This window comes from Alkalibacterium putridalgicola, from assembly GCF_900109825.1.
In the GTDB taxonomy this organism is placed as follows: domain Bacteria; phylum Bacillota; class Bacilli; order Lactobacillales; family Carnobacteriaceae_A; genus Alkalibacterium; species Alkalibacterium putridalgicola.
In genome coordinates this window covers 25,322-36,859 of sequence record NZ_FOBL01000003.1, presented here as the reverse complement: position 1 = coordinate 36,859, position 11,538 = coordinate 25,322, and the positions used below count along the sequence as shown (strand labels likewise).

The window sequence follows — 11,538 nt, the reverse complement described above, 5'->3', positions numbered from 1 at the left end:
ACGAAAGGAGTGAAAGACATGCGAAAAATCGATCTTAATTGCGATCTCGGAGAAAGTTTTGGTCCATTTACGATGGGGATGGATAAAGACATCCTGCCGTATATCACCTCGGCCAATATCGCCTGCGGATTCCATGCAGCGGATCCCATGGTGATGGCAGCGACAGTAGAGGCAGCGGAAAAGCAGCAGGTTGCTCTGGGCGCACATCCCGGACTGCCTGACTTGATGGGCTTCGGTCGCCGCAACATGACTGTGACAGAAGCTGAGGCTAAAAACTACGTCAAATACCAGATAGGTGCCCTGCAAAGTTTCAGTAAAACGGGTATCCTGCATCACGTGAAGCCTCATGGCGCGCTTTACAACATGGCTGCGGGAGACTATAATCTAGCAAGAGGTATCTGTGAAGGGATCAGAGAAGTCGATCCTCGTCTGATTCTGTATGGACTGGCAAACAGCCAGCTGATCAAAGCCGCTCAGGATGTCGGACTTTCATACGCACAGGAAGTGTTTGCCGACAGGAATTACGAAGAAGACGGCACACTGGTCCCAAGAAGCCATCCGGATGCACTTATACTGGATGAAGAGCTGGCCGTCGACCGCGTGATACAGATGGTGGAAGAAGGACGAGTAAAGTCAGTGACGGGAAAATGGATCACCTTAGAGCCAGATACCATTTGTGTGCATGGCGATAACCCAAAAGCTGTCCAGTTTGCAGGAAAGATTCATAACGCCTTAAAAGAGCGGGGAATCGACGTATCAGCAGCAATATAAGTAAATTAATTAATTTTGAATAAAAGGGGTATACAATTGAAACCAACCGCATTAGTATTTTTTGATTTAGATGGGACATTATTGAACGAAGAATCTTTAGTGGATGAAGATGTGAAAGAGGCACTGGTCCAACTCAAAGAAAAAGGAGCCGTTCCGTTCATTGCAACGGGACGCAGCCCGATAGAGATCCGGCACGTACTGGAGGAGACGGTGATCGACTCGTTCATCACACTGAACGGTCAGTATATCCAATTTGAAGGGGAAGAGGTCTACCGTAATGTCATCCCTCAAGAACTGGTCGATCGACTGAAGCAAATGACGCACGAGCAGGATATGCCGCTCTCGCTTTATACTTCAGATAAGATCAGAGCTACCCGCTACAATGAGACTTTAAAGAATGCCTATAATTTCATCCATGAAAACCCGCCGAAGATCGACGGAGGACTGGATGAAAAGGAAGACATTCTGATGATGCTGGTCATCAATGACGATCCTTCACTGGACCAGCCGTATTTTGACGCTTTCCCGGAGTTATCCTTTTATCGGAACACGCCCTACAGCATCGACACCATTATTAAAGGCCACTCGAAAGCGACAGGCATCGATGCTCTCCTCAAGTCCATAGATATGGAAGATGTGCCACTCTATGCCTTTGGCGACGGATCCAATGACAAGGAGATGCTGGAACGTGTTGATCACAGTGTAGCAATGGCTAATGGTAAAGATGACGTGAAGGCAATTGCGGATTACGTGACTTCGTCTAATACAGACGGTGGTTTGATCGAAGGAATGAAATACTTTAAACTGATCGACTGATCCTATATAGAAGAAAAGAGGCAGGGGCGTCCTGCCTCTTTAACGTATCTTTAGAAGTCGATGTTGATTTTCTAGTCAATTCTTAAGATAAAGCTTAAATACAAGGAGTTGTAGCGTACATTTTATCAACTTCTTAAGATAAGCCTTAAACGTAAGGAGTTGCTGCAATTATTACTGCAACTCCTTACGTTTAACCTGCAGTAACAATAAATAATCATAGATGATCACTAAGGAGAAAAACATGCGTTACAACACTCATATAGCCGTGACTTATGCGGTGACTTTACCTTTTTTGGTATCGACTGGCTCTTTATCTGTCGGTAATATTATCGCCGTAGGAATCGGTTCGGTCCTGCCGGATATCGACCATCCTAAATCCTTTATCGGTAACCGGACACGAGGATTAAGTGATAGTGTGGGGACGATCTTCGGTCACAGAGGGCTGGCTCATTCACTTGCGGGCGTTATCTTTTTCCTGTTCGCTATCCGATTTCTATTGACGTTCTTTCAACTGCCTCTAGTATGGGCTGACTGGCTCATCGTTGGATACATGGCACACTTGATTGAAGATTCCTTTTCAAAAGCCGGAGTGGCCTGGCTTCAGCCTGTCTATAACAGACGTATGCAGTTCGGTTTTAAGTTGATCTATTATAGAACGGGGAAGGTAAGCGAGAAACTTCTCTATATAACCGCTTGTTTGGGACTGTTCTATCAGGTACTGCGACTCTTTTCCTAGAGAAAAGTGTTTCGTTTACCGGCATCGCTAGCCAGCGGCATATACAATAAAATAGCCTGATCCGACTATTTATCGGATCAGGCTATTTTATTTATGACGTTGGTCTGTTCAGTTCTTCGAGTTTTCCTTCGATTCCTTGTGGATAATGCTGAAACAGCTGGGCAAGTAACTTGGGATCCTGACTTGTTGAATACAGAAGTTCGGTTACTTGTTGAATAAGCCGGTTATGTTCGCAAGAGCTTTTCTTCGCATCGGTCTCTTTGTAACGGGTCATTCCATCCAAAACCTCATGAAATTCACTAACAAAAGATTTAAAGTCAGAGCCATTTTCCAGAAAGACTGATTTGATAGCCTGATTTTTCTCGTGAAGACTCAATGCATACTCCTCAGGTGTCAAGCCGATGGATTTTGCGTACTGTCGTAAATCATTTAAATCTTTCTCGATTGTTTCTGTCATAGAATCACCTCTACTTACTGCGATCTTCTCGATTGAAAGAGGGAGCAAGTTATTTTGATGTATCTAAGTATAGGACTTCTTCAGACCAAAGTAAATGTGACAGGATGAAGTGTCATAAACATGCAACGAAGCGTTCACACCTTGGTCACGAACTGTTCGATTAGAGGCATTTATTCTAACATATTGAACAGAAACAGTATGGATTCAGGTAACAGGCGGCTGGTTGTCACATTTATGTCACAATATAATGAAAACGCTTCGTTGTTTAACAGGTCAGACAAAATGAGTTATAAAATAGAATTTGATGAGAAAACGATGATAATAAAAGTGCCTATATCGTTGACTTTAATGCTTGAAATCTTTAGACTTTAAAAAAACTTAGCATTATTAGAAAACTCTCATTTTATTATTTAATCTCATTTAGGAGTGGATGACATGTCAATAAATACGATAGAAGAAGAACTGAAAGAATGTTTTCCCTACACGGTTCAGTGGCGCAGACACTTGCACGAGAATCCGGAACCCTCCTTTGAGGAGTGGGATACGAGAAAATATATCGTCGAGAAATTAAGATCATTCGGATATACGGAAATCGAAGAAAATGTGGGCGGTGGAGGAATTGTTACATACTTAAGAGGAAAAAATCTTGGTTCAACCATTGCTTTCCGGGCTGACTTTGACGCCTTGCGTATTGAGGAAGAGACGGGGCTGCCCTTCGCATCAAAAAATGAAGGAGTCATGCATGCCTGTGGCCACGATGGACACACAGCCACCTTGCTGAGTGTAGCTAAAGTCATGAAGGCGCATGAAGATGAGCTGTCGGGATCTGTGAAATTTATTTTCCAGCATGCGGAAGAAGTGCTGCCTGGAGGAGGGAAATCCATGGTCGAAGCTGGTGTATTGGATGATGTCGATGCAGTTTACGGCCTTCATTTAAGATCACCGCTTGAATTCGGAACAGTGTCTTACTGTTCAGGATATGCGATGGCCGCGGCAGACTTCTTTGACATAACCATTCAGGGCAAGGGAGGACATGCCGCCTACCCGAGTGCAACAGTCGATTCTGTCGTGGTTGCCTCATACGTGGTCAACCAGCTGCAGTCGATCATCAGCCGGAACAAGGACCCTAAAAAAGCCGGGGTACTGACGGTCTCGACTTTGAAAGCAGGCGATGGTGCTCACAATGTTATTGCAGACAAAGCAGTGATCAAAGGAACCGTCAGAACATTCGATCCTGAATTGAGAAACTTGATCGAAGAAAAAATCAGCACGATGACCCGGCATATCTGCGATGCCCATGGTGCTGCATGTGAAGTTAACTATACTCGCGGTTACCCGGCACTTTTCAATCATGAAAAAGAAACGGCACTCATCAAATCATTATTCGAAAGCAACAGGAAAGAGTTGAAAATCGATTCTACCCCAATGAGGATGGGTGGTGAAGATTTCGCCTACTTCCTGCAGGAAAAACCCGGATCGTTCTTTTTCGTTCATTCTGGAAACAGAGAAAAAGGCATCATCTATCCGCATCACCATCCAAAATTTGATTTTGATGAACGGGCCATGCTTGTCGGTGGCCAATGTTTCATGGATATCATCGGCCACTACTTAATGATTGGTGAGGGATCGGAGACAGAAGAAGCATACAAAGCCGCAGTTGTAGACTAAAAACGAAAGAAGGGTGACACATGACTTTAGACAAATGGAGACAGGAACTGACTGATAATTTTGAGGAAACAGTAAAGTGGCGAAGACATCTGCACGAACATCCCGAACCGTCATTTGAAGAAGTAGAGACAGCAAAATATATTGTGAACCAGTTGAAAGCAATGGGTATAGAAGATATTCGAACGCATGTTGGTAACGGATATGGTATCGTGGCAAAAATCAAGGGAAAGCATCCCGGACCGACAGTGGCTCTGCGAGCAGACTTTGATGCGCTGAGAGTAACGGAAGAAGTGGACAGTGTATTTAGATCTAAATACGAAGGTTTCATGCATGCCTGTGGACATGACGGTCATACTGCTTCTCTGCTCAGTGTGGCAAAAGTACTGATGAATAACCAGCATGAACTGCACGGCACGGTCGTTTTGCTGCATCAGCATGCCGAAGAAGTCCTTCCGGGTGGAGCAAAGTCGATGGTGGAAGATGGCGCGCTGGAGGATGTGGATTATGTTTTTGGCATCCATTTAGGAGCTGAACAGCTACTGAACCAGGTGTATTACAACTACGGCTTCGGTTCAGCGAATTCCGACACCTTTACATTGAAAGTTCAAGGAAAGGGGGGGCATGGGGCAGCCCCGCATGATACACATGATGCTTTAACAGTGGGCACTCAAATCGTCTCGGGACTGCAGCAGATCGTCAGTCGTCTCACTGATCCAGTCAAACCGGCAGTACTCACCTTTGCCGGCTTTCAGTCAGGTGGAGAAGCCTACAATATCATCGCCGATTCAGCTGAGATTTTCGGTACCGTCCGAACCATGCATCAGGACGTGCAGCAGATGATCGAAGCCAAACTGAAATCAATGAGCAGTCAGATCGCGGCGGCATACGATGCGACTGTCGAGATCGACTATACACAAGGATATCCGTCTATTCAGAACACACCGGAAGAAGTGGAGAAAGTGAAAGAGGCATTTCTGTCTGTCTTTCCGAAAGATGAAGTAGAAGAAGTGGAAGGACAAATGGGGGGAGAAGACTTTGCCTACTTTTTACTGGATAAACCGGGCGCCTTCCTCCGTGTCGGCGCTAAGCCACCTGAAAATGAAGTGGCTTATCCACATCATCATCCAAAATTCGAAATCGATGAACAGGCGTTATTGAGATCTGGGGAGGTCTTTTTAACTATTATTGACCAGTACTTGACACACTAAACAAGTTTTTTAAAAAGGAAAGAAGGGGAGAAAATGAAAAAGTATGTTGGAAAGAGGTTTCTGACGGCCGTTCCAGTCCTGCTGATGATTACGATTGGAGCTTTTATAATGATCAACTTGGCTCCGGGTGAACCGACAGATCTTTATATCACACCCGATGCGACAGTGCAGCAGGTTGAAGCAACAAGAAGGGCTTTGGGATTGGATCAGCCGTATCCGGTGCAGTACATTAGATGGCTGGGACGAGCAGTTACGGGAGATTTGGGGATCTCATTTTCCACACGCTATCCTGTCCTGCCGATCATTATTTCCAGACTGGGACCTACGATCGTTCTGATGGGGACAACACTTTTATTTTCATACATCGTAGCCATTCCATTAGGGATAATCAGTGCACGTAAACAGGGAACATGGGTCGACACGTTTTTGACCGGCAGTGCCTTTGTCGGCGTTTCGATACCGAACTTCTTTCTTGGCCTCGGGCTCATTTATATCTTTGCCGTTCAGCTGAACTGGTTCCCGACAGGAGGTATGCAGGAACTGGGGGTTGACGGAAGCATATTCAGTGTTCTACGTCACTTAGTCTTACCGGTGATCGTGCTGTCAGCCTTTTACATTGCAAATATGACCCGGTACATGCGGGCGACGATGATTCAGGTTTATGGAGAAAACTACATCCGTACCGCAACAGCTAAAGGACTCGCACAGAAAGTAATTCTGACAAAACACGGAATCAGGAATGCGTTGATTCCCGTCATCACGATTGTCGGCACAGATCTGCCGCGTCTCGTTGGCGGAGCGATCGTAACGGAACAGATTTTTCAGTGGCCGGGACTCGGTCGCCTGACCATTACAGCCATTCAGCAGCGTGATCTGCCGATCCTTATGGCAATCACGATCTTATCCGCTTTTGTGGTGTTGTTAGCCAATATATTCGTTGACGTGATGTACGCTGTTGTTGATCCGCGAATCAAATATGACTAAGGAAGGAGAAGGTTAAATGGCTCAGAATGTAGGAAATAAAAATGCAGAAGCACTGTTTCATTTAGTGGATGCCCGTGAACGCCTGACTTATCCAGATAATGCTGCAGAAGGCATTACGGATGAAGGTGACAGCTATGTCAAAACGATCGCCAAGCGCTTTTTCAAGAACAAAGTGGCAGTCGTGAGTTTAGGGGTCTTCATACTCCTATTGCTGATTGCTGTATTTGCCACACAACTCTCGCCGCATCCAAGAGATGCTATCACAGGTCAGTTTCAGGCTGCGCCTTATGATAATTTCTATTTAGGTACCGATGATATCGGCCGGGATGTCCTGTCGAGGCTGATACACGGTACCCAGGTATCCATGATCGTCGGTTTAGGCTCAGTTGCCATTTATGTCGTGATCGGGACAACACTTGGACTCGTGTCAGGATATTTCGGTGGCGTGGTAGACAGTTTCATCATGCGAGTCACAGAAGCAGTCATGTCATTTCCATTCTTTATGGTCATCCTGACGCTGGTTTCTCTTTTAGGCTCGGGAATATGGGTGGTAACGGCCGTACTGGGGGTGCTGAGCTGGCCGGCGCTTGCAAGGCTCGTCAGAGGGCAGGTGCTGACCCTTAAAGAACAGGATTTTGTCCACGCAGCTGTAGCAACTGGCTATTCGACACCAGGCATTTTGTTTAAACACATTTTGCCCAATGTCATTTCACCTATTCTAGTCAATGCAACCTTCGGGATCGCAACCGCAATACTGACTGAAGCATCACTGAGTTTTCTGGGTGTCGGAGTGCAGAAACCGCGTCCCAGCTGGGGTAACATCTTGTCCGAAGCTCAGTCACTGCGAGTACTGACTGCGCAACCCTGGAGATGGGTACCTGCTGGTATATTGATTTTCATTGCAGTCTTGTCCATCAATTTTATTGGAGAAGGCTTGAGAGAAGCGATTGAAGGGGAAACAAAAAATTAAACATGTCATTTGAGAAAGACTATTTCAGGGGATTAAATCTATCGATTCATAAGATAAGGGGAGATCAACATGTCACATTGGAAAAAACGTTCAAAATACACCACACTATTAGTCGCATCAGCCGCACTGCTTGCTGCATGTGGCAGTGATGATGTTCCAGATATGGAACAGGGGGCTCAAGCCGATGGAGAAGAAACCGGAACAACGCCGGACGTATCAGAAGGCGATACGTCGACATTGATGGTCGGTTTGACAAATGCACCGGACAGTTTCAATCCGTTTTACAGACCTGGCGTCGCCGCAACATGGGTTCAGCGATTCTTTTACGACAGTTTGCTCTTCATGCCGACAGCGGACAGTTTTGAACCGGGTCTGGCAGAAATGACTACTGAAGATAATCAAGTCTTCACGGTTACCGTGAATGCGGATGCCAACTGGAGTGACGGCACCCCTGTCACGGCTGAAGACGTAGCCTTTACCTTGAACACGATTGCTGATCCGGCAGTTGAAACGACATTGGGAACGAGTGTCGCGATGATCGAAGGAACAGATGCTTCCGGTGTCAGAGAAGAGGGGCTGGAAGAACTGTCAGGACTTGAAGTCGTAGATGAAAAAACACTGACCATCACGACAAAAGACCCAGTCGACTTGAATTATATTTCCGAGTTCTTAGGTCTGAACGTACTTGTTGCACCTAAACATGTCTTTGAAGATATTGAACTTTCAGAACTGCCGAACTCAGAAGCGGCAACCATGCCGTCTGTCTTTAGTGGTGCTTATCAATTTGTTGAATACGATAATAACAACTACGTGCATCTGGAATCAAATCCTGACTATTACCGTGGTGAACCAGAAATCAAGACCATATACGCACAAATCATGAACGGAACATCTCTGATCACTGAATTCCAGGCGGGGAACCTGCATATGACTGCCGGTGGCGGGATTGGTATGATTCCTGTTCAGGATATCGGTATGCTGGAAGAGCTGGAAGATGTTGTCGTCGAAGAACATCCTTCTTTCAACTCCCAGTATATGATCATAAATAACGAGAAATATACTGATCCACAAGTCAGACGAGCTTTTGCTCATGCGATCGATAGAGAAACGATCGTAGAAAATCTGTTGGGTGGACATGGGGAAGTCTTATCTTCGACCTATTCTTCTGCCAGCCCATATAAAGATACAGACTTGGAGCCACTGGAATACGATCCGGAGCTGGCGAAAGAACTTCTGGAAGATGCCGGATTCGACTTTGACACACCGATCGAATTGGTCGTGCCTACAGGTAATGCCGTTCGTGAACAGTCAGGAAACCTGATCGAACAGTGGCTGGAAGAAATCGGGCTGACAGTCAACCAGTCCAACTATGATTTCCCGACCTGGTTATCCATGGCTCAAGATCTGGATTATGATATAGGTCTTATGGGCTGGGGACATACAGCCGATCCGAACATAGCATCATATCTTCAAACGGGAGCCGCTTCAAATAACATGGCTGTATCAGATCCGACCATGGATGAACTGATCGAACAAGGCATGACAGAAACAGAATTTGATGCTCGTTATGACGTCTATTCTGACTTGCAGAAATATATGCAGGAGCAAATGTTTGTCGTTCCTTTGTACTCCGATTCTCAGTTCAGTGTTCAATCAACATCATTGAATGGTGGCATCAATGAGTACTGGGCAGGGTCCTTGTACGATGTGAATGAATGGACCATTGATCCTGAATAATAAAGCTGGAATATAGAAGTCTGGCACGGTAAGCAGCGGCATTGCCGTGTCAGAGACTTCAATGACGAAGAAGATAAGAAAGTTGGAGGTGAAAGGCATGGAAGAAACAACAGTACTTGAAGTCAAAGACTTGGCAATTTCTTTCCAGACATTCGAGGGTGTCGTCAAAGCCGTCAGAGGTGTTGAATTCATGTTGAAAAAAGGTGAGACTCTGGCTATCGTAGGCGAATCAGGAAGCGGCAAATCTGTTTCAACGAAAGCAATCAATCGTCTGCTACCTGAAAAGAACACGCTGATCGAACGTGGGGAAGTCCTTTTTGAAGGTCAGGATTTATTAAAGCTGTCAGAAAAAGACATGCAGGGGATCCGTGGAAATGATATCGCCATGATATTCCAGGATCCAATGACATCCTTGAACCCAACGATGACGGTGGGCAAACAGATCGCGGAACCGATCATCGCACATAAAAACGTCAGTAAAGAAGAAGCAAAGGAAAAAGCTCTGGAGTTGATGGACCTTGTCGGCATACACCACCCGAAAAAATCATACAAGAATTATCCGCATCAGTTTTCAGGCGGGATGAGACAGCGGGTCATGATCGCGATCGCTCTGGCTTGTGAACCTAAAATCCTTATTGCCGATGAACCCACGACGGCACTGGACGTGACCATTCAGGCACAAATCCTTGATTTGATGAACAAGCTGAAAGATGAACTCGACACATCCATTATCTTCATCACTCATGATTTGGGTGTTGTAGCTCAAATGGCAGACCGGGTAGCTGTTATGTATGCCGGTCAGATCGTAGAAATCGGAACAGCAGATGAGATCTTTTATAATCCGATGCATCCTTATACTTGGGGACTATTGGCCTCGATGCCGACATTAGATGTGGATCAGAAGAATCTTTATACGATTCCTGGCTCACCGCCTAATCTACTGCATCCGCCGGTCGGTGACGCGTTTGCAGCAAGAAATGATTATGCTCTGGCCATTGATTTCCAGCAGGAGCCGGAAGTATTCAAGGTGACCGATACACATTATGCGAAAACGTGGCTGCTCCATCCGGATGCACCGGATGTCACACCGCCTTTAAAAGTGGTCCGGCGAAAAGAAAAATACGAGGCATTATTCTCAGTAAAGATGTACGCTAACAGCACAGGAGGTGGCATAAATGGCGGCTGAACCGAAAGAGAAGAAACCCATTGTAGAAATCAGGTCATACAAGCAGTATTTCAATGAAGGGAAAAAGTCTGAAGTACGCGCCGTCAAGGATGTCAGCTTTTCTATCTACGAAGGGGAAACCTTTGGTCTGGTGGGAGAATCCGGCAGCGGAAAATCAACAACGGGACGTGCCCTGATCAAGCTGGGAGATATCACCGGCGGTCAGATCTTTTACAAAGGCGAAGACATATCGCAGATCAAACGGCGTAAAGACTTGCTGAAGTTCAGAAAATCTATGCAGATGATTTTTCAGGACCCATATGCTTCACTGAATCCAAGGCTTACCGTAAAAGAGATTATCGGCGGGGCACTCAAAGTCCATGGTCTTGAAACAGACAGCAACAAGCGAACAGAAAAAGTGTATGAACTACTCGAATCTGTCGGACTGAATAAACAGTTTGCAAACCGTTATCCGAGAGAATTCTCCGGTGGTCAATGCCAACGTGTCGGGATAGCCAGAGCACTTGCTGTTCAGCCTGATTTTATCATTGCTGACGAAGCGATCAGTGCACTGGACGTCTCGATTCAGGCACAGGTGGTCAATCTATTGAAAGAACTCAAGGAACAGAACAATCTGACATACCTGTTCATTGCCCATGACTTGTCCATGGTCAAGTATATCAGTGACCGCATCGGTGTAATGAACAACGGGCGGGTCCTGGAGGTATCAAATGCCGGGGAATTATATGAAGCACCTCTACACCCGTACACAGAATCGCTCTTATCTGCTATTCCTACCCCCGACCCTGAATCGGAAAGGCATCGTGTACGAACAGAATACGATCCGGCCTATCATCATTATGATAATTTAGACAGAGTGGCTTTGCATGAGATCGCACCGGAGCATTTTATCTACTGTCATGAAGATGAAATACCACTGTACCGAAAGAAAAGAGAGAAATTGCTGAAAAAGGCCAGACAATATGCCTAGAGTATCAAAAGATATGAAGTATCAGAGACAGGGAT

11 protein-coding genes are annotated in these 11,538 nt (G+C 45.7%); 10 read left to right on the top strand and 1 reads right to left on the bottom strand.

The genetic code is table 11. From position 1 onward, the window contains the following. Positions 1 to 18 precede the first annotated feature (18 nt). The 3 genes from BMX84_RS01705 (at position 19) to BMX84_RS01695 (ending at position 2,323) form a co-directional block, all read left to right on the top strand. Complete coding sequence (locus BMX84_RS01705; protein WP_091486539.1) at positions 19 to 771, top strand: LamB/YcsF family protein; 753 nt, start codon at positions 19 to 21, stop codon at positions 769 to 771. 36 nt (positions 772 to 807) lie between these two features. Then, the gene (locus BMX84_RS01700) at positions 808 to 1,587 is read left to right on the top strand and encodes a Cof-type HAD-IIB family hydrolase (protein WP_091486536.1); all 780 of its coding nucleotides are present in this window, start codon (positions 808 to 810) and stop codon (positions 1,585 to 1,587) included. 241 nt (positions 1,588 to 1,828) lie between these two features. After that, positions 1,829 to 2,323 carry a metal-dependent hydrolase gene (locus BMX84_RS01695; protein ID WP_177165427.1) on the top strand — a complete coding sequence of 165 codons (495 nt, stop codon included), beginning with the start codon at positions 1,829 to 1,831 and terminating at the stop codon, positions 2,321 to 2,323. 91 nt (positions 2,324 to 2,414) lie between these two features. On the opposite strand, the gene BMX84_RS01690 is transcribed toward BMX84_RS01695, so the two are convergent. Next, on the bottom strand, positions 2,415 to 2,780 hold the full coding sequence (locus BMX84_RS01690) for a hypothetical protein (protein ID WP_091486530.1): 366 nt from the start codon (positions 2,778 to 2,780) through the stop codon (positions 2,415 to 2,417). Positions 2,781 to 3,215: 435 nt separating this feature from the next. Here BMX84_RS01690 and BMX84_RS01685 point away from each other — a divergent pair, with 435 nt between their 5' ends. The 7 genes from BMX84_RS01685 to BMX84_RS01655 all read left to right on the top strand — a co-directional run bounded on the left by BMX84_RS01685 (position 3,216) and on the right by BMX84_RS01655 (position 11,503). Beyond that, entirely contained in the window at positions 3,216 to 4,448 is a 1,233-nt protein-coding gene (locus BMX84_RS01685; protein ID WP_091486527.1) for a M20 metallopeptidase family protein, read from the top strand. Positions 4,449 to 4,468: 20 nt separating this feature from the next. Beyond that, on the top strand, positions 4,469 to 5,656 hold the full coding sequence (locus tag BMX84_RS01680) for a M20 metallopeptidase family protein (protein WP_091486525.1): 1,188 nt from the start codon (positions 4,469 to 4,471) through the stop codon (positions 5,654 to 5,656). A gap of 33 nt (positions 5,657 to 5,689) precedes the next feature. Next, on the top strand, positions 5,690 to 6,640 hold the full coding sequence (locus BMX84_RS01675) for an ABC transporter permease (RefSeq protein ID WP_091486522.1): 951 nt from the start codon (positions 5,690 to 5,692) through the stop codon (positions 6,638 to 6,640). Positions 6,641 to 6,656: 16 nt separating this feature from the next. Continuing rightward, positions 6,657 to 7,610, top strand: a complete 954-nt coding sequence (gene opp4C / locus BMX84_RS01670; protein ID WP_091486520.1) for an oligopeptide ABC transporter permease — start codon at positions 6,657 to 6,659, stop codon at positions 7,608 to 7,610. Between the two features lie 69 nt (positions 7,611 to 7,679). Then, a complete protein-coding gene (locus BMX84_RS01665) occupies positions 7,680 to 9,347 on the top strand; it encodes an ABC transporter substrate-binding protein (RefSeq protein ID WP_091486516.1) in 1,668 nt (555 codons plus the stop codon). 97 nt (positions 9,348 to 9,444) lie between these two features. Then, a complete protein-coding gene (locus tag BMX84_RS01660; RefSeq protein ID WP_091486513.1) occupies positions 9,445 to 10,533 on the top strand; it encodes an ABC transporter ATP-binding protein in 1,089 nt (362 codons plus the stop codon). Further along, positions 10,523 to 11,503, top strand: coding sequence for an ABC transporter ATP-binding protein (locus BMX84_RS01655; protein WP_091486510.1), 981 nt, complete (start codon positions 10,523 to 10,525; stop codon positions 11,501 to 11,503). Before BMX84_RS01660 ends, BMX84_RS01655 begins: the two co-directional genes overlap by 11 nt. The last annotated feature ends 35 nt before the right edge of the window (positions 11,504 to 11,538 follow it).

What these genes read in the sequence shown, in the direction of transcription:
- BMX84_RS01705 (WP_091486539.1), top strand. Translation starts at nt 19, where the DNA reads ATGCGAAAAATCGATCTTAATTGCGATCTCGGAGAAAGTTTTGGTCCA.
- BMX84_RS01695 (WP_177165427.1), top strand. Translation starts at nt 1,829, where the DNA reads ATGCGTTACAACACTCATATAGCCGTGACTTATGCGGTGACTTTACCT.
- BMX84_RS01690 (WP_091486530.1), bottom strand. Translation starts at nt 2,780, where the DNA reads ATGACAGAAACAATCGAGAAAGATTTAAATGATTTACGACAGTACGCA.
- BMX84_RS01685 (WP_091486527.1), top strand. Translation starts at nt 3,216, where the DNA reads ATGTCAATAAATACGATAGAAGAAGAACTGAAAGAATGTTTTCCCTAC.
- BMX84_RS01680 (WP_091486525.1), top strand. Translation starts at nt 4,469, where the DNA reads ATGACTTTAGACAAATGGAGACAGGAACTGACTGATAATTTTGAGGAA.
- BMX84_RS01675 (WP_091486522.1), top strand. Translation starts at nt 5,690, where the DNA reads ATGAAAAAGTATGTTGGAAAGAGGTTTCTGACGGCCGTTCCAGTCCTG.
- opp4C (WP_091486520.1), top strand. Translation starts at nt 6,657, where the DNA reads ATGGCTCAGAATGTAGGAAATAAAAATGCAGAAGCACTGTTTCATTTA.
- BMX84_RS01665 (WP_091486516.1), top strand. Translation starts at nt 7,680, where the DNA reads ATGTCACATTGGAAAAAACGTTCAAAATACACCACACTATTAGTCGCA.
- BMX84_RS01660 (WP_091486513.1), top strand. Translation starts at nt 9,445, where the DNA reads ATGGAAGAAACAACAGTACTTGAAGTCAAAGACTTGGCAATTTCTTTC.
- BMX84_RS01655 (WP_091486510.1), top strand. Translation starts at nt 10,523, where the DNA reads ATGGCGGCTGAACCGAAAGAGAAGAAACCCATTGTAGAAATCAGGTCA.